General features: G+C 43.4%; 27 protein-coding genes. 22 read left to right on the top strand and 5 right to left on the bottom strand.

Translation table 11 applies throughout. From position 1 onward, the window contains the following. Positions 1 to 98 precede the first annotated feature (98 nt). The gene (locus ACQ5DJ_RS12550; protein WP_429842776.1) at positions 99 to 1,646 is read right to left on the bottom strand and encodes a recombinase family protein; all 1,548 of its coding nucleotides are present in this window, start codon (positions 1,644 to 1,646) and stop codon (positions 99 to 101) included. Positions 1,647 to 2,141: 495 nt separating this feature from the next. Between ACQ5DJ_RS12550 and ACQ5DJ_RS12545 the strand changes: the two genes are divergently transcribed. Beyond that, positions 2,142 to 3,368: a helix-turn-helix domain-containing protein gene (locus tag ACQ5DJ_RS12545; RefSeq protein WP_429842775.1), complete on the top strand. Its 1,227-nt coding sequence runs from the start codon at positions 2,142 to 2,144 to the stop codon at positions 3,366 to 3,368. 23 nt (positions 3,369 to 3,391) lie between these two features. On the opposite strand, the gene ACQ5DJ_RS12540 is transcribed toward ACQ5DJ_RS12545, so the two are convergent. Together ACQ5DJ_RS12540 and ACQ5DJ_RS12535 are read right to left on the bottom strand one after the other, a co-directional pair. Beyond that, positions 3,392 to 3,559, bottom strand: a complete 168-nt coding sequence (locus ACQ5DJ_RS12540; RefSeq protein ID WP_429842774.1) for a hypothetical protein — start codon at positions 3,557 to 3,559, stop codon at positions 3,392 to 3,394. Between the two features lie 330 nt (positions 3,560 to 3,889). Further along, positions 3,890 to 4,309 (bottom strand): helix-turn-helix domain-containing protein, encoded by a 420-nt coding sequence (locus ACQ5DJ_RS12535; RefSeq protein WP_429842773.1) that lies wholly within the window; start codon positions 4,307 to 4,309, stop codon positions 3,890 to 3,892. 122 nt (positions 4,310 to 4,431) lie between these two features. Between ACQ5DJ_RS12535 and ACQ5DJ_RS12530 the strand changes: the two genes are divergently transcribed. The 20 genes from ACQ5DJ_RS12530 (at position 4,432) to ACQ5DJ_RS12435 (ending at position 15,416) form a co-directional block, all read left to right on the top strand. Further along, a complete protein-coding gene (locus ACQ5DJ_RS12530; protein ID WP_429842772.1) occupies positions 4,432 to 4,665 on the top strand; it encodes a helix-turn-helix transcriptional regulator in 234 nt (77 codons plus the stop codon). 98 nt (positions 4,666 to 4,763) lie between these two features. After that, complete coding sequence (locus tag ACQ5DJ_RS12525; RefSeq protein WP_106833610.1) at positions 4,764 to 4,949, top strand: hypothetical protein; 186 nt, start codon at positions 4,764 to 4,766, stop codon at positions 4,947 to 4,949. Between the two features lie 193 nt (positions 4,950 to 5,142). Further along, positions 5,143 to 5,472 (top strand): hypothetical protein, encoded by a 330-nt coding sequence (locus tag ACQ5DJ_RS12520; protein ID WP_429842771.1) that lies wholly within the window; start codon positions 5,143 to 5,145, stop codon positions 5,470 to 5,472. Between the two features lie 633 nt (positions 5,473 to 6,105). After that, the gene (locus tag ACQ5DJ_RS12515; protein WP_429842770.1) at positions 6,106 to 6,654 is read left to right on the top strand and encodes an XRE family transcriptional regulator; all 549 of its coding nucleotides are present in this window, start codon (positions 6,106 to 6,108) and stop codon (positions 6,652 to 6,654) included. After that, positions 6,647 to 7,078, top strand: coding sequence for a hypothetical protein (locus ACQ5DJ_RS12510; protein WP_429842769.1), 432 nt, complete (start codon positions 6,647 to 6,649; stop codon positions 7,076 to 7,078). Before ACQ5DJ_RS12515 ends, ACQ5DJ_RS12510 begins: the two co-directional genes overlap by 8 nt. A 51-nt stretch (positions 7,079 to 7,129) precedes the next feature. Beyond that, entirely contained in the window at positions 7,130 to 7,372 is a 243-nt protein-coding gene (locus ACQ5DJ_RS12505; protein WP_429842768.1) for a hypothetical protein, read from the top strand. After that, positions 7,356 to 7,607 (top strand): hypothetical protein, encoded by a 252-nt coding sequence (locus ACQ5DJ_RS12500; RefSeq protein WP_429842767.1) that lies wholly within the window; start codon positions 7,356 to 7,358, stop codon positions 7,605 to 7,607. The genes ACQ5DJ_RS12505 and ACQ5DJ_RS12500 overlap by 17 nt, the downstream gene beginning before the upstream one ends. Then, complete coding sequence (locus ACQ5DJ_RS12495) at positions 7,595 to 7,855, top strand: hypothetical protein (RefSeq protein WP_429842766.1); 261 nt, start codon at positions 7,595 to 7,597, stop codon at positions 7,853 to 7,855. The genes ACQ5DJ_RS12500 and ACQ5DJ_RS12495 overlap by 13 nt, the downstream gene beginning before the upstream one ends. Positions 7,856 to 8,054: 199 nt before the next feature. Further along, positions 8,055 to 8,294, top strand: a complete 240-nt coding sequence (locus ACQ5DJ_RS12490) for a hypothetical protein (RefSeq protein ID WP_429842765.1) — start codon at positions 8,055 to 8,057, stop codon at positions 8,292 to 8,294. 65 nt (positions 8,295 to 8,359) lie between these two features. After that, positions 8,360 to 9,151, top strand: a complete 792-nt coding sequence (locus ACQ5DJ_RS12485) for a recombinase RecT (RefSeq protein WP_429842764.1) — start codon at positions 8,360 to 8,362, stop codon at positions 9,149 to 9,151. Continuing rightward, positions 9,132 to 9,947 carry a PD-(D/E)XK nuclease-like domain-containing protein gene (locus tag ACQ5DJ_RS12480; protein ID WP_429842763.1) on the top strand — a complete coding sequence of 272 codons (816 nt, stop codon included), beginning with the start codon at positions 9,132 to 9,134 and terminating at the stop codon, positions 9,945 to 9,947. Before ACQ5DJ_RS12485 ends, ACQ5DJ_RS12480 begins: the two co-directional genes overlap by 20 nt. 171 nt (positions 9,948 to 10,118) lie before the next feature. After that, on the top strand, positions 10,119 to 10,964 hold the full coding sequence (locus ACQ5DJ_RS12475; protein ID WP_429842762.1) for a hypothetical protein: 846 nt from the start codon (positions 10,119 to 10,121) through the stop codon (positions 10,962 to 10,964). Continuing rightward, positions 10,961 to 12,346: a replicative DNA helicase gene (locus ACQ5DJ_RS12470; RefSeq protein WP_429842761.1), complete on the top strand. Its 1,386-nt coding sequence runs from the start codon at positions 10,961 to 10,963 to the stop codon at positions 12,344 to 12,346. The genes ACQ5DJ_RS12475 and ACQ5DJ_RS12470 overlap by 4 nt, the downstream gene beginning before the upstream one ends. 18 nt (positions 12,347 to 12,364) lie before the next feature. After that, complete coding sequence (locus ACQ5DJ_RS12465) at positions 12,365 to 12,523, top strand: DUF6906 family protein (RefSeq protein ID WP_429842760.1); 159 nt, start codon at positions 12,365 to 12,367, stop codon at positions 12,521 to 12,523. Positions 12,524 to 12,526: 3 nt separating this feature from the next. Then, positions 12,527 to 13,009, top strand: coding sequence for a RusA family crossover junction endodeoxyribonuclease (locus tag ACQ5DJ_RS12460; protein ID WP_429842759.1), 483 nt, complete (start codon positions 12,527 to 12,529; stop codon positions 13,007 to 13,009). Positions 13,010 to 13,029: 20 nt separating this feature from the next. Beyond that, positions 13,030 to 13,803 carry a hypothetical protein gene (locus tag ACQ5DJ_RS12455; protein ID WP_429842758.1) on the top strand — a complete coding sequence of 258 codons (774 nt, stop codon included), beginning with the start codon at positions 13,030 to 13,032 and terminating at the stop codon, positions 13,801 to 13,803. A gap of 469 nt (positions 13,804 to 14,272) precedes the next feature. Further along, complete coding sequence (locus ACQ5DJ_RS12450; RefSeq protein ID WP_429842757.1) at positions 14,273 to 14,428, top strand: hypothetical protein; 156 nt, start codon at positions 14,273 to 14,275, stop codon at positions 14,426 to 14,428. Positions 14,429 to 14,728: 300 nt separating this feature from the next. Beyond that, positions 14,729 to 14,920 (top strand): hypothetical protein, encoded by a 192-nt coding sequence (locus tag ACQ5DJ_RS12445; RefSeq protein WP_429842756.1) that lies wholly within the window; start codon positions 14,729 to 14,731, stop codon positions 14,918 to 14,920. A gap of 27 nt (positions 14,921 to 14,947) precedes the next feature. After that, entirely contained in the window at positions 14,948 to 15,121 is a 174-nt protein-coding gene (locus tag ACQ5DJ_RS12440; RefSeq protein ID WP_429842755.1) for a hypothetical protein, read from the top strand. Beyond that, positions 15,108 to 15,416, top strand: a complete 309-nt coding sequence (locus tag ACQ5DJ_RS12435) for a BC1872 family protein (RefSeq protein WP_429842754.1) — start codon at positions 15,108 to 15,110, stop codon at positions 15,414 to 15,416. Before ACQ5DJ_RS12440 ends, ACQ5DJ_RS12435 begins: the two co-directional genes overlap by 14 nt. A gap of 60 nt (positions 15,417 to 15,476) precedes the next feature. On the opposite strand, the gene ACQ5DJ_RS12430 is transcribed toward ACQ5DJ_RS12435, so the two are convergent. After that, positions 15,477 to 15,713, bottom strand: a complete 237-nt coding sequence (locus ACQ5DJ_RS12430; protein WP_429842893.1) for a hemoblobin-interacting domain-containing protein — start codon at positions 15,711 to 15,713, stop codon at positions 15,477 to 15,479. A gap of 321 nt (positions 15,714 to 16,034) precedes the next feature. Here ACQ5DJ_RS12430 and ACQ5DJ_RS12425 point away from each other — a divergent pair, with 321 nt between their 5' ends. Then, positions 16,035 to 16,292, top strand: a complete 258-nt coding sequence (locus ACQ5DJ_RS12425) for a DNA-entry nuclease (RefSeq protein ID WP_429842753.1) — start codon at positions 16,035 to 16,037, stop codon at positions 16,290 to 16,292. A gap of 193 nt (positions 16,293 to 16,485) precedes the next feature. Here the strand turns inward: ACQ5DJ_RS12425 and ACQ5DJ_RS12420 are convergent, their stop codons facing one another. After that, a complete protein-coding gene (locus ACQ5DJ_RS12420) occupies positions 16,486 to 16,905 on the bottom strand; it encodes a coproporphyrinogen III oxidase (protein WP_429842752.1) in 420 nt (139 codons plus the stop codon). Between the last annotated feature and the right edge of the window lie 148 nt (positions 16,906 to 17,053).

Below are 17,053 nucleotides of genomic sequence, written 5' to 3'. Positions count from 1 at the left end.
CTGAAAAAAACCAAAAAAGACGTATCCTTGCACGACCCAATCGGGACGGATAAAGAAGGCAATGAATTAACCCTCACAGGTTATCTGTGAGGGTCTTTTTATTGTGGAATCAATGGATATAGCGTGAGCTCAAAGTTTTTTTCACGTTGCCACTTTTCCTTACGGTACACGGCTTTTCCAATTACGGTTTTCAAAAGAGAATTTTTCTTTGCTGCATCTTCCGTTTGTTCGTATAGTTCCAGTACATTTTCTACCTTTGGGATAATTTCAAGCTGTGCCTGCTGACGTTTACATTCCAATTCTAATTCCTGTTCTGCTTGGTTAATTGCAGAGCGGAGGGCTTCCATTCGATTTGACAAGTTTTTAGAACGCTCTAAAAAAGTATCTTCATCGTAAATACCTCTTTCTAGAAAATCATAGAGCCGACCTTTTTGTGAATCCAGATCCTTTAATTCACGTTCAAAGATAGCGATGGTCTGACGTTTGGTCTCAAGAATGTCATTATTCTGTGAGGGTTGTTCGTGTTTTTCCCAATCGGCTTTGTATTGGTTTAGCCATTCTCTAAGCCCAAGAACGACAGCCTGTTCCACATAATTAAAGCGACTACTTTTGTTTTGGCAAAGCTGGTTGTAACACTTTAGATGGGCTTGTTGCTTTGTGTATGGTCTAAGAACCATTGAGGAACCACACATGTCACACTTTACTAATCCGGCGAGGGGGTTTGTAATACCATTAACCAATTGGAACGGTACGTGGTATTTACGCCCTAAAATATCCTGTGCTTTTTTAAACGTTTCGATCGCCACTAGGGGTTCGTGCTTCCCCTGCACGTCTACCCATTCGCTACGTGGTCTTGTTCTTACATCCTTTCGTTTACCAGGCTCTGTTGACTTCTTTTCCTCTTTCTTTTTCCATTGGAGTCGACCGACATATACGGCATTTTTCAAGATTGCCAGTACAGATGAGGAAGACCAGGCTTTTCCGGTATATGAGTAATACCCCATACTATTCAATGTGTGGGCAATTTTGTTGCTCCCCATTCTGCTTGAAGGCACTTCGTGTGTATACCAATCAAAGACCATTTTCACAATGCGAGCTTGTTCGGGATGTGGAATTAGGATACGCTCACGATCGGTCTTATGAATTTGGTAACCATAGGGTGGGCGAGTAGCGATGTAATTTCCTTCTTCGACAGAGGCCACACGACCTCGCTGTAGACGTCTGTTGATTAGCTTTAACTCGCGGCGTGCCATGAATGATTCAAACTCCATGTACTCTTCATCCCATTCATCGTTGGGATCGTATATTTTCCTGGGCGTGATGATCTTGGTTCCAGATTCACGAAAAGCTCGTTCTATTAGCCCCTGATCCACTTTGTCTCCGCGACCAAGACGGTCGATATCCATTACCAATACAGCGTCATAAGCTTTGCTCTCGACTTCTTTCAAGAGCTCTAGCATTTCTGGGCGGTGAATCAGGGATTCTCCAGAAACTATTTCTTCACGAATTTTTATAATATTTAGTTCATGCTGTTTTGCGAGTTTTAAAAGAGCTCTTTTGTGCTTGGCAAGGGTTTCACCTTCACCTCGTGCTTCAGCTTCCAAATCAGCACGTGATTTACGAAGGTACATACAAACTCGGTCCATATTTCCCTCCATGAGTGATAGCTGTCGATGTCTAAAAATACAAAAACGCCCTTGGTAACAGAAAACTGGGCGTTTTCTAATAGTATACTATCTTGTTGTCATTATATCCCATCCGCTAAATGCGGAACAACAAATGTGGAAACTTCTGGGGCAGCAATATGCCACTATACATATATAAATTTGTATTGGTATATGGTTTAGATTTTGAAAAAAAGTGAGAGGAGCTCAGGCTGCTCTTTTTTTGTTATCTACTACATGTGTCATATAGCTAACGCAGTGAAAGAAATTTTGGATGATGTCGAATTTTGTTTAATTATTTTGTATTCTTACTTACAACTAAAAATTATGTCATAAAAAGTCGAGCGATTGAGAAAATACTTTTTTTCAATGGATGTATAATTATGTTTGTATAAAAAATGCAAATGAGAGTAAACGAAATGGAAAAGTGTCTACCTAATAGATATAAAGGCAAGAAGGAGGACTAATTTAGCATTTATGAAGCGAAGAGTCTCAGAACGAGTAAAAGAATTAATTGAACAGAGAGGTTTATCTAGGAGGCAAATTGCTCAAGCCATCAATTATCCTTCGAATGTTTTTGATCGATGGGTAATGGGAACGAGACCGTTTAACCTAAAGGCACTCATTGCTACAACAGAGTATCTAAGTTTGCCAAAAGACTACTTCTTACCTGATTATTTGTATGACTGTTGGCATGCTCCAAAGGATAAACTGGAGAGGATTACAGAGTTTTTATGCTATACACGAGAAGAGAATTTTTTTCGTTATACAATGGAGATTGTGTCTCTAGCCCTTGAGGATGGGAAACATCTCGACATCTTTTATGCAACCGGAGTGATTCTGGAGGCGAAGGGCCTACAAAGAGATGCCGAATACTTCTACACCCTGGTTATTGATAACGAGCGTAATCGTCTGGCAGAACATCTAGCGCTTAGCTACTATCGTCGCTTTATGGTTGTACGAGATCGGGACATGGATCACGCCTATGAAGCAGCTACAAAGCTTGGTGAGCATTTACGAATGTTGCCAGAAGAAGTGATGTTTGAAGCTTATACCAACATTATGTCTGTATTTTATGTTCTCGATAAATGGGACCACTTGATTAAGTACGGGGAAGAGGCAAAGTCACTAATGGATTCATATATAGAGAGGCACATTTTTTTATATGCCAAGTGCCTGAATTACTTGGGATTTGCGTATCGAAACACCGGAGATTTCCAAAAGGCTCTAAATGCACACAGACTATGTGGTGAGTTGCCAGGGGATATTTTTAAAATTTGGAGTGAGTTAAATTCTTGCGTTGTTCATCTTCAATCCGGGCAAGGTGAGAGGGTTCATGAACTCATAAATCTTATGGGGAATCATCACGAGGAGGCTTATAACCATCTGATTTATGTGCTGGGATATCTTACTAGTAAAGAATTGTATGACAAAATAGAAGAAACGCTTTCGATTTTTTCAGAATCTATTAAATTATTGTTTGAGAAAAACGATCCAATCAACAAGAAAATGTCTGTAAGTGTCAGACTCATGATAGCAAAATTTCATCTTTATAAAGGCAATCAGACTGAGGCAGCTCGATTGGTTAAAGATGCATTTGTTATAGTGAGGAAACTTAAACTTAATAATCTCATTGTAGACTGTGTTAGGCTATTGGGAATGCTCCGCGAGGGCGACATCGCAACGATTTGTTCGGAAATATAAAAGTCCCAAAAGGGACTCCTATATCACCAGCCTATTCCACTGCCCTGAAGAGTAATTGCAGGGGGAGTAGGAACTGGTTTATTTTTTTGATCAATTGCAGAAGACCAACCAATGCCACTACCTGCAGATGCTCCTGTTGATACGCTAAGTATTGAAAAAATCATGAAAAAAGCCACAATCAAACGTTTCAAATTGGCCACCTCAATTTTATATCGTTATACTAAAATCATAACACAAAATTTCCATTTCATGAATAATTTTGTAATAATGATAAAAAACCAATATTTTAAGTTCCAAGTTATTGGTGCTAAACCATATGATAGAATTATACTGTTTTTACATAAAATAGGTAATTTTTATCAGGGGGGTTGGTGAAAAATGCAATCACTATCACCGGAAGAAGTGCAAATTTTATGCAAGATGATAAGGGAAAATCAAATGTCCGAAGATATAATGAACCTTATAAAAGAACTCGCAGAACAAAACAAAAACGCCATTCTCCATGCATAGGAGACGGCGTTTTATTTGTTTGCAGCCTTGAAGTTAGTTATCATTCCTCGGAGTAATTCCAGTTGTTCAGGGTGTAAGGGGGTTTTGAGAAGAAGACGAGCTAGCTCTTTTTTGTCTTCTGAAACACTAGGGTCATTTATTACTTCCAAAAAATCCTTGTAATAGTGGGGGACTCCAGAAGGCAAAGTGTCTTCAGTCAGATCAGAGTTCAAGATACCTGCAACCTTCAAAAGTTGTTGATAATCGTACTGATAAGCCTTAGCTAATAGTTTTAAAGTATCTGCTGTTGGTCTAATAGTCTTTCCTGTCCTTGGATCAATGCCCTTCTCTAGCAGACTAAGGTATGTGTGACTTACACCTATCCGTTTAGATGCATCCCTAAGAGTTTCTTTTCCTCTAAGCTGAATTAATAAATCCCCAAGCTTATTCATTAAATCACCTCCTGTAATACACACTTTACAACAAACGAAAAATATAATAAACAAAACCATTGTAAAACATGGTTGACAAAACGGTAAAACAAGTGTTACATTGACTTCAGGAGGTGTAAAGCATGTTGAACAACAAGTTAAGAGAGGTAAGGATTGAAGTTGGTATGTCTGTTTCGGAATTGGCCAGACGTGCAAAGATAACACGACAAACTATTACTAACATAGAGTTGCGCGGACAAGAACCTACAGGTTTTGTGCTTCTGTCTATATCTGCAGCTTTAAAAAGAGACCCAAGGGAAATTTTTTTTGTCAAAACTGTAAAACATGTTGAACAAGCGGATCAACAACCAGCCTGAAAGGAGTGATCTTATGAAGCAACAAAACAACGGGGGTGAAAACCATGGTAGTCCACCCATCAATGCTGCATAAGCATGTGACAGGAGGTGGTTCCAAGATGAAAACTGCTGGGAAGTTCGATGAACCAATCATTGTGGAGACGTACCAGTATGGAGACACCACTGTTCGCATTGCAAGCAACGCTTTCGTAAAGACGCCAGAAGAGAAAGAAAAAGTCATCCGTGATATGCACATGGCAGGTTGGACGATCCTTGAAGAGATTTATCAAAAACAGACCGGGTGAGTATCCCCGGTGCTGATGGACAAGCTTCACACAACTGCATAGAGCGCCGAAGAGCGGGAGCGAGCGACGATATGAGCCGCGCCATAATACATTCCACCAAATCACCGGGTAAGGCTGAAACAAGGTCAAGGTGGGGTCACTGCCATGACTCGACGGTGCATGCAGTTGTGTGATGAAAGTGAGGTGAAAAGGGATGACCGACAAAAAGCCAGCCATCCGTAATATACGTGATCTGCTTTACGTTTCAAACAAAAACCATGAGATTGCAACGGAAATTATTGGCCTTGCTGTTCAACATAATTGGCCTCTGAGTGAGTTTCAAAGTGCAATCGGTTGCATTCACACACAATTATCCGTACAACAGTCGGATCGTTATGGAGAGGTTAAATACTTCTATCGTCTTGATCTGTACCACTTTCCTGAGTCGTTGGAGCCTTTTAAAGAACAATTGGAAGACGCGCTCTTTGAAGCATGCTTCAACATTTATCGTGAGTATCTCCAAAAGGTTGAAGCTAGCGAATAATCACTGACGTTGGAAGCCCACATTTTGGACATTCATCTTGATTAGTTGGAGTGACTTCGTACCCATCAGGAAATTTGGCTAAATGACCATCTGGGCAACTAAGCCACAAACTTGCAAGTTTGTCAGTTAGGTTGTCAGGAGATTGTAGTCCTTTACTTGTTCCTTGTATAGTCCAGCCTAGACTTTTCAGATCACTGTCCAATTTCACTTTATCCTCTTCTGACAATTGCCTCACGTTGATTGCATGATTCACAGATTTCACCACCTTCTGTCTTTGATATTGGAAGAAGAACGCCACTCGTCAAAGTACTCGTTCTTCCGACAGAGAAATTCGACAGGAAGGGTGGAAATCCCTACCAATTACTGGAGGTATTCAACCTGGACAAACTCGATAATCTGGTCAAACGCATTGGCTGGTACACCAAAAAAGTGAATCAATCAGCAAAATGGCCACGTGAGAAAAGAGAGCGTCGGCTCCCAAAACTTCTGGCTTACAAAGAAAGGCTTCATGAACTAATCCGAAAAAGAAAAATGCCCTCGGCTCATATGGCTGCCGAGGGGGAGTCTGGAAAGTGAGCTTGGATTCATTGTACATCGAAAATCGAATAATGAAGGTAAGGATGGTGCGAACAAATGAGCGACTTTGGTAGACAGTTAGGTCAGTCACTTCAAGAGGCTGGCATGACACAGTTAGCTTTCGGTTTCGAAGCTAATGTAAGCCGGGAGGCAGTTTCTTCATACACCACGGGGAGAATTATGACACCGCCCGATGTTAAGTCGAGAGCTGTACAAGTGACAAACAATCCGTTCTTAGCCATGGCAGCAGCTTATGAATCGACATCAGGTACAAGCCCGGTCATTTTGGACGGAAACAACGTGGAATTGAACAGGCATACGGTTGTTGCTAAAACGGTCGAAGAAGTCGAAGAGTTGCTACTAGCTATAAGGAGCGCCCAGAACATCCTTGTAAAACCGCCAACCACATGGAGTACATCTGAAAAGCAACAGATAGAGCATTTGGTTCAAGAAACGTTGGACGTCGTTACTTCTACAACGCATATGGCGGCAGTAATCACAAAGGAAGGAAAGTTGGGCTGGATAGCTCAATGGACAAAGCACAAGACAAAGCTTTTGGGCAGAGGTTTCATAAAAGTGATGAAAGGGGCAGGTCGTCATGAGTGATCAGTACATGGTATTCGATCAAGACCAGTTGCTCATTATGATTGGAGCGTTAGTCGAAGAGAAGATCAGGGTTCAGCAAGAGGGTAATGCCTGGCAAGCAAAACGGCTTATCATCACGGCAAATACTCTTATCGAAATGTGTGGTGGAAATCCCGGTTACTTGGATGAGGAACAGTTAGAGCAGGCTGCCGGAGCGTTAGAAAGAGCGGTTGAGAACCGTAGGGGTTTGGCACACACAAAGGCATCACAGGCTCTATGGCTAGCTACTCGTTTACGGGAGGTAAAGGCAAAGCGGGAGAAGCGATTTCTTAAGGCGCCGTATGTAATGGTAAAGGGCAAGCGGAGAGCAGTTCTTTTGAAAGCGAGAGAAGTTGCAGCATACCTGAAATACGAAAAAACCGCCCGCGGCGAACGGACGGCTTAGAAAAACATCGTAACGGAAGAATACCATACCTTTCCGAGGAGGACAAGCCTTATGAAGCCAGCACACATCCGTGTTCAGGAATTGCAAAAAGAAGTAGCGAATTTGGCTGAGCTACGTGACGAAGCCCAATCAGAAATGGATAGCAATATGGACGAAGCAATATATTACCGAAAAAAAGCGTCGGAAGCAGAAGCTCGTATGTATGCTCGTCAGGAAGAAATTGACGCACGCCTTGCAGAAATCACCGAATTGGAGGAACAACAGGAGGTGTTGGTGCATGCAGCAACTGCTTGATTTTCCGGAGCATGTGGAGCAAACGGAACAGATTCGACAAAAACAAATGGATACTTTGGCCTTTGATCAGGATTTGGGAACGCTGGAGGAACAGGTACAAGACTTGATGCGCGAGCTAGAAGATATCCAAGAGGAAGTCCGAAGCATTTGGGAATTTAGGCGGGATTACCCCAACAGAGACAATCTCGAATCACTACAGGAGCAGAAACGGAGGTTGACTAAATGGGCGAAGTAAAACGAAGTGCCGGGTTAGACTTGAGCCTCTGCCACGCCTCGGGAGAAATTGATTTGCCGGATAAGCTCATAGATGCAGCCAAGGCTTTCCGGGCGAGAGAAGCCCTTCCCCATTGGATTCATCGAGCACTTGAGGCAGAAGAAAAACTCGAAAGAGTGAAGGGGAAACTTCAAGCGATAGCGACATTAATCTCAAGGTCATCAAGTCAGGCAAGGATTGCGATGGATGCTCTTAAAGAATTGCAGTAACGCGGGCTTCGGCCCTGCGTGGATGATTCAGTGACTTTCAAAATCTGAGAGTCGCACGTGAACTGAGTCTTCCACGGAGGTTCGAACCTCCAAGTAATACATAGCGAGGTCAAGACGTGGCGTAGGCAAGGAACTACAACGGCTGCCGTAGAGGTTGGGACGGCGGCGCCTCGCGACCAAATGGAGAGGGGGTGGAACTGTGAGGCGACGAGACAAACGATGGCTGAATGCTGTGAGTGCTGGTAAACGCGTAATTCCTTTCGTAAAAACAGTGATGGTGCGACCAGGTAACATTTCGTTATCAATTGGACAAGAGATTGGTTTTAACGGTCAGATAGGGAAAATAACCAAGATCGATCATGTGCTATTTCAAAACAACACCTTAATAACCATTGGCGAAATTGAAGTAAATGAAAAAGACCCAGCGCAGCAACGCTGAGTCTCGGTCAGAACGGTAAACATTATCAGTAAAACTATGTTAGCCGTCCTGAGATTAAAAAACAAGTGGGAGGGGCAAATTTGGCAGATCAAAACAACAAGCTACTGGTGATCCATAACAACCTTGAAAAGCTATTAGATTCCAAGCGTGAAGCAATGCCAACAAACTTCAACAAGACGCGCTTCCTACAAAACTGCATGACAGTTCTACAGGATACGAGAGATGTCGATAAGTGTGATCCGACCAGCATAGCAAGAACCATGCTCAAAGGTGCATTCCTTGGTCTCGACTTCTTTAACAAAGAGTGCTACGCAATCATCTATGGTGGTGTCGTTCAATTTCAGACGGACTACAAAGGTGAGAAGAAACTTGCTAAGAAGTACAGTGTGCGCCCTGTGAGGGACATTTACGCCAAGCTTGTGCGTGAAAGTGACGAGTTTACAGAAGAAATTAAGGATGGACAACAGACCGTTCAGTTTAAGCCAAAGCCATTTAATGATGGACCCATATTAGGAGCGTTTGCTGTCGCCTTGTTTGAAGATGGTGGAATGGTTTACGAGGTGATGAGCGCATCTGAGATTGAAACGACTCGGAAAAATTACTCCAAACAAGCAAATGGACAAGCCTGGACGAAAAGCCCGGGTGAGATGTATCGCAAAACGGTATTGCGAAGGCTATGCAAAAACATAGAGTTAGATTTCGATACGATCGAACAGGCTCAAGCATTTGAGGATGCTAGTGACTTCGATATGAATAAGACCCCACAGCCACAACAGCAAAGCCCATTAAACGCTGGTGCAGTAGTGGTTGATGGTGAATATGAACCGGTGAACGAAAATGAAGCTGAACAAACATAATTACTACTCTGTTGAAGCCAACCTCCACTACATGTCTGTAAGTCAGTTTAAGAGTTTCTTACCTGCTTATAGGGGATGTGAAGCCCGAGCGATGGCTGAACTTACAGAAGGGTATCAACGCCCTAGCACACCAGCTTTTACAGAGGGTCATTATGTACACGCTTGGAACGAGGGTACTCTAGACGAGTTCAAGGCAAACAACCCCGATTTGTACAGCAGTCGTGGACAAACAAAGGGACAGCTCAAGAGCAATTTCCAACATTGTAACAAGATGATTGAAGTGCTTGAAAGCGATCCATTGGTTATGAAGGCACTAGCTGGTCAAAAAGAAGTCATCATGACTGCGGAAATATTCGGTATCCCATGGAAAATCATGATTGATAGTTATCAACCAGAGTTGGGGATATTCGCAGACTTAAAGGCTCTATCTGAGATTGGCGGCAGATGGTGGAACAATGATCTTCAATGTTACGAAAACTTCTTAGATTATTACGGTTATGTAATTCAAATGGCGATCTATGCAGAGGTAGAGCGATTGACAAGTGGTAGAAGGGTAAAGAAATGGTTGCTACCTCACATGGTCATTGTAACCAAACAAGATCCACCTGATCATGCAGTTATCTACTTTGACTATGACGCAATAGAAACGCATCTTGCGATAGTCGCCAAACATATTGAGCGTGTTAAGTCCGTTAAATCTGGCGAGGTTGAACCGACAAGATGTGAAAAATGTGAGTATTGCCGGGAAACAAAGAAGATTAGTGGTGCAATTCACTATCTGGATTTGATTGCTTAATGCGCGAGGGGGCAGGGGATGGGCATAGCAGAATACGGGACAACGGGGTTCTACGTCCTCCCTCGGTTGGCCTTTCGATGCAAAAGGGACAAATGGATCTTCCAAGAGATTATGAGTGAGGCGAACTTCAAGGACAACGAAAAGTGTAGGCGTGGACAAGCTGTATTCATCATGAAGGACTATGCCAAAGAAACAAACTGGTCCGAGGATCAAATCAAATACTCGCTTAATCAACTAAAGACTATGGGATTGATCCAGTGGCAGCTCTACAGAGGGAACACAAAAAACGGGCTGTTGGTCACCGTGAATAACTATGATTCATTTCAAAATCTAGGTAGCTATAGCCGTCAAAAAGGCTCAAATTTTCCCGAAGAGAATCCCGAAGAGTTTCCACCTGAATTCCCGAAGAGGGAGGATGCTGAAAACATTAATGTACCAATGGTTGAAGGGGCTTCCGATGGACAGGATTCCCGAAGAGATTCGGAAGACAATCCCGAAGAGATTCCCGAAGTATATAAGAACAGCATTAAAGAACAGCATGTAAAACATAAAAAAGATTCTTGTCCCAAACGCACTAGGCGCGTTTATGACGAGTCAACAGACGCATTTATTTTGGCAAGGTATCTTCGCGACCGTATCATTCGTTGGAAACCTGACGCTAAGGTTCCAGAGGCCACACCTGTTGCACTAGCTACATGGGCAGATGATATGCGTAAGATGATCGACCTGGACAAGCGTAGCAAATATGACATACAGCTTGTCATCCAATGGGCAACAGATGATTCCTTTTGGCAGACAAATATCCTATCAGCAGGTACATTGCGAAAACAGTACGACAAACTGGATGGAAATATGCGCAGGAAAGTGGTTCCCATGCCTCAGGCACGTGTGGAACAGCCATCAACAAATACTCCAATGGGCCATAGCTCAGACCATACTCACGCTGGATTTGAAAGGCGTGCTGCAAATGACTTGGCCTTCCAAGAAATGCTTTTCGGGAAAGGAGAAAGTACATGATTGATCGTCTACAGAACCTGCCAGCAGAAAAGGCAACGCTAGGCAGCATAATCATGGAGCCGATGAGCCTCGACGAAATCGAATTGATCTTGTCTCCAGAAGATTTTTCACACTCAGGACACCAAGATATTTACAAATCTTTGCTCAGCCTTCGAGATAGAGGTGAAAAGATCGACCTCGTAGCTCTAACCACCGAATTGAGTAATAAAAAACAACTAGATGCTATTGGTGGTGTACTGTACTTGACTAGTCTCGGTAGTGTCGTTGCCTCAGCCGCAGCAGTAGACCATCACGCTGAATTAGTCAAAGAGGCAGCAACGACAAGGAAAGTATTCGGATACGCGGAGTCACTCAGAGCGAGTGTATTGAACGGGAATTATGATTCTGCCGAAGAGCTGCTGAACTCGGCGGAAGAAAGGGTCGCTGAAATTCGACCAAGTAAACGTGGAGGATTGCTAGCGGTAAAGGACTTTATCCTCGATCACATTTCCGTAATCGAAAACACTCGAACAGATAGTGGTTCCCTTCTTGGCAAGTCGTGGGGCATACCAAAAGCGGACATGCTTACCAGCGGAGCATGCGGGGGTCAACTGATCATTCTGGGTGCTAGACCATCGGTTGGGAAAACAGCGTTCGCATTGAAGATGGCACGAGCAACTGGTATTCAGCCTGATAGCGATCCGGTAGCGATTTTCTCACTAGAGATGAGAAAGGGAGACTTGTTAAACCGGATGCTCTCCGCAGAGGCCAAGATACCTCTTTTGAAAATCCGCCACAACAAGATGAGCGAAGGCGAATGGCAAGTATTCACGCAGGTAAGCGACAAGTTTTATCGCTCTAACATCTACATGGAGGATAAGGGAAGACAGGCTTTAAACGAGATCGTCGCAGAATCTCGGGCATTAAAACGCAAGCATGGCAAAGTGGGTATGATTCTGATCGACTACCTTGGACTTATTGGGAATAAAGGTCGAGGTCGTCGTAACCGCAACCTTAATCGTGATCAAGAGATCGGGGAGTATACTGGCACGCTAAAAGAATTAGCGAAGGAATTGGATTGCCCCGTTGTACTTCTTGCGCAGTTAAACCGGGATATTGATAAAGGGATTGTAAAACGGCCGAACCTTTCAAGCCTTCGCGAAAGTGGAAATATTGAGCAAGACGCTGATGTGGTTGCTTTTCTACATAGGGATGACACCGAAGAGTACGTAAATTTTGCAACAGGAGAACCAATCAGCAAGGTTGAGCTCATCATTGCTAAGAATCGAGACGGATCGGTTGGTACAGTGAACCTTGCCTTTCGACGTGTGTTTCAAGAATTTATCGACTGGGATATGGCTCCAGGGCGACAGGTACAAGAAGCGTTGAATACAGGTTCCTAAACCGGGAGGAGAGCAGTCATGAAGCAAGGCAAACGACCAAACAAACGGCAAAAAGAAGAATTGAAAGCACGCGATTTAAACCCAGCAAACTGGCTGGTTGAGCGCGATAGCATGACAGAACTGGTTTTGATTCATCGTTTCTCCGGTAAAGCACGGACCATCAAGAAAGGGGCATAAACGGTGCAACGGCTGATTATCCCCTTGCTGATGGAGAAAAGGCGGCGGAACGAGACTACGAAGAAGATGGAGAATATCTGGGTTGTTCCTTCTTGGAACCATCTGTACACCATCGTCAAAAATAAGCCAACTCTCGGAAAGTGGGGAGAGCTTTATAAACAGCGTGTAGCAGAGGCTGCTCTTGAGTGGGCCATGGATAACGATTGGGTGATGATTGAGACTAGGAAGGTTATTCTTCGCACATGGATTTTCTGGAACGATGCCAGAGAGAAAGACTGCCACAACACCGATAAAGCTTGGGCGGATGCTTTTGAGGGCATTCTCTACAGAAATGACAGTCAGGCATTGATTCAGTATCAGGATTTTCAAATTGATCGGGGTAACCCACGTATTGAAATAGAGCCGATTGTTGGCGGTCTGATTATAAGAGACACGCCAGCACGAAAAAATAAGCCATCAAAAAAACAGATGGTAATTGATTTCTAAACCAAGGGAGAGTGTGGAAAATGAGCAATCAAGCACAATTTACGGCAATGGTAAAGAAAATGGCAACGGATGATAAAAAAATGGTTTTGAGCTTGGAGTTGGTAGGGAACATCGAGTCAACTTCCCTAGTGAAATTGGTAGATATGATCGGTGACAAAGTGACTGTAAATCTTGGAAACCCACAAATGGCTCTGGAGTTTGACGAGAATGAAAGAGAAGAACGTCGCGGTTTATCCGTCACAACCGATCAGTCTGGCGTGGTAACACAAGTTAGCGTAGACACTGAGGATGAACATGACGATTACCCCGAAGATACCGATGACCTGGAGAACGATAAAAACGAGAGTGAAGAGTTTGAACACGATAAAGAGACCGGAGAAGAAGGCGACGAATCTTCCGAGAGCGGGGAAGGTTCCGAAGACAATCCAGAAATCCAAACTGAGGATACAGAAAATGCGAACACACCTGATCCAGAGCAACAAAGCAACGAAGAATCCGATGACAACACGAATGACAGCGATCAGGAGGCAAATAAACAAGAGGATGCAGCCGCTGCAATCGACAAGGATAAACTGGTGGCATTCATCTTGAGCGGACAAGCCCCAGCGTTTGAAGAAATGGAGTATGACTTCCCTGCACTGCTGGCACGTAAACAAAATGGCGAAACGTGGATAAAAATTGCATCATCGATCGGCACATCCTCCTCCAAACTACAAGCTGCTTGGGCGAAATACAAGAAACTCGTATCTGAACATATGGCGAAACTCAACGGTGAGGAACCGGGGGCAGCGTAAAGCTGCTCCTCTCCCCCAGAAAGGCGGGATCATATGACAGCTGTTAAGCCAGCACCGGATCACCCTTGGAGACGGGGGTTTATCACCAAAAAGGTAAACGACCATATCAAGCAGTCCATCACTAATTCATACGTGAACAACTGGAAAGTAGGCGGAGCATTGCCGCCTTGGAACGGGAGGAAATAGGGTTACTCAGGGTAGCGTATCCCGTCCCCACCGAATAGTTCACGAACAACGGCGTAAACGCGAACGTTGAGGTCTGGAAAAACGATTGCAATGTGATTCGGCGGAATTTTTAGCTGCTTGGACTGAACGAGTGCAAATGGAATAAAGCGTTCGGATAATGTCCGAACTAATGCATTCGCTTCGGTCAAGAAACGACATAGTAAAAAGACCTCTCCATGGAACTACACTCCTTTTTCTTGGAGCGTAACGTGGGAGGCTGGGACAAAAAAAGGGAGACGGGGAAATGTATCCGTTTTTGGCTGGTGATAAAGTTGAACACCCGGAATTAGGCCGGGGAGTGGTCATACAATGGCAGCCTGCGAAGCTACTTGTTAAGTGGGAGAAATCCGGGAAGGTGTCGCTAGTGCCAAAGACAGAGGTACAGCTGATCAAAGAGTAATGCACAGTGAGATAAGGAGTGGCAAACGAAAGTGACTCGAAGCTGTAAGTATTGCGAGTACTGCAAGCAGCAAGGAAGGCAGCAGACGCAACAAAACCAATCAGGCAGAAAACGTTATTACTGCGAACATCCACAAACGCAACAAATGAAAGATCGAGGACTACCACTAAATAACTTTATCGGATTTGGGACAATGACATATGCAAGTCCGTTAGCTTTGAAAACGGCAAAACGTTGGTGCCCAATGAAGTGAAATGAAGGATGATTTAAATTTTACATTATGTGTAGGGAGGAAAGCAGGTGGACAACCATTTAGAAGAAGCGTTCTATGGCATGGTTGATACAACTGATTGCCACAAAGTTGGGATTATGGGCGGGTGCGGCATTGACTGCTGGGTTTATCAACGTGGCAGATGCCCTGAGCCCGATGAAATGGTACTGGAAACAGAAGAAGATAAGCAAAACCATAAACGGCTGTATTTATCAAAATAGTTATTCAGGAAAGGAGAGATAACTGCATTGACACCAGCTAGACAAGATCTACTCAAACGATTGGCGAACTTTCAAACGGTACCAGGACACGGACCAAATATCAACAGTATGTCCGATGAGAAATTGGAGACGTATGTAAAAGCCTTAGAAAGCATGTTCAAAAAAGCGTTTGAGGAGGAAGACGAGGATGACAATGACTGAACAGCAGATCATTGAAACGCTGGCAACGAAGGTGATGGGGTGGAAGTGGTCCTTTCATAATGGAATGCAAGCCTTTGGATGGCAGCAAGCAATGCCCGATGACTTTTATGCAAATTGGAACCCACTCCACAACCTAACTGATGCTTGGATGCTAGTGGAGAAGTTCAAAACATTGAGAGAATCTAACTATTTGGCGTACCTAGTCTTTTATGAGCACATTCCAAGCAGCATATATGCTATAAGCCCAAGGACAATTTGCGACGCCGCTTTGGAAGCTTTGGAAGTGGCTACTTAACAAATCGGTAATTGGGTAAAAAAAGACCCCTAGGTTTCCCTAAGGGTTGTTGATGGATTATTAAACAACAGTGATTGTTACAATTACATCTGGATATCCGGTTGATTTAAATGTACAGATATATGTGCCTGTTTGCTGAATGATAACCATACGACCTGGCATAAATGGTAAGTTTGGTTTAGTTGTGTCATACGCATCGATAAACTCAGTCGACTCGAAAGATATTGATGTTAGTTTACTCCGCCAATCTGACTTATCCGGATGAATATTAAAAGTAACTGGACTATTGGCTCTTATGGTTAGTGAATCAATATTCGGTACTACTAGGCTATTCTCGACTTATTCCCTTCTCTTTATGAGGGTTTTCGTTCGAGCCTACACCGTGCGGGCGACTTTCATCGCACACGGCGTTCCATCAACGAAGAAGAAAGCAAATTTACAATGGGCAAGCAAATTATACCGTCCATATTTCCGGATTTACAGTAATTGTTTTCGACAGATTCATCAGCACAAAACACACGATTTGTTAAACGGGAGGAATCGCTTTGCTTAGCCTAGAGATCAATATCCAAGCTTAACACAAGCTCAATTATGTTAAATCGAAACGGTGGTGTAGAAATGACTGCATCCTATGTGGAGGATGGAATCGAATACACGGCTTCAAATCATCGAATGAGATATAATCCTGAATTTCACGAAAACCATGGGAAGCCTTTCACGGTAAAAGAACTGGCGTATATGTGCGCCATGTGGGACAGCATGAAAAAAGCTGATATTGCAATGGCCTTGGGTAGGACTCACGGGACAATTCTAAGTAAGGTTTATCAGCTAAAAAAGAACGGCCAATTTGAGCATTACAAGAAAATCGAGATTTAACAAACTGCTCATGTTGTGGAAAGTGTGGTGGACGTCTTGGCAAAAGTAAAAATTGAAGGCGAAAAGGTAACTCTGATTTGTCAACGCTGCGGGGAAGTCATTGTTTGCACGGGATTTGAAGAATATTACCAAACCGATCCAAACAAAGATGTTGTGTGCGATAAGTGCGAGATTTAACAAATTGCTCAATATGTTAAATGCCGTGGTGAACGATGATGTAGTTTTCAAGAAAAGCCCGATCCGCAATAGCTGCTAAAGTTGTTAGGGGCTTAGTCAGATCATCTCTGGTGAAATTCAATTTCTCGTATCGGCCATTACCATTCTCGTCCATAACAAAGTCGCCTGTGAGTTGGAGGGTTGAAGGAGCCAGAGAAAACAAGGATGACCAACTCAAGCAAATGTCTTTGAGAAGGTTTGCACCTTCATGACGAATCAACGTAATACCGTGGTAATTTAAGCCGACGTGGTTTTCTTTGGTTGAGGGATTAAAGGCAGGGATCCAACGAAAAGAGTCCCATATGTAAAGGACAAGGTTATCACTTAAAACTACCTGCTCAACTGGTTCATCATCACTTTCACTCCGTAGTAAGAAAAACTCATGTGTAAGGCCCATTTAATCACCTATATTTAGTTAGTTTTTGTTCATCTTATCACAATGTGTAGGGAGAAAAGTGGTATCGAATAAATCAGCAGTTTACAATTGGACATAAATTGATATGAAATCGGGGGAATTGCTGTGTACTGTAAGTTGTTTATCGATA

It is taken from the genome of Brevibacillus sp. FIR094 (assembly GCF_050477165.1).
Taxonomy (GTDB): Bacteria; Bacillota; Bacilli; order Brevibacillales; family Brevibacillaceae; genus Brevibacillus.
The sequence above is the reverse complement of the archived record's forward strand: the minus strand, read 5'-3'. Positions and strand labels throughout refer to the sequence as shown.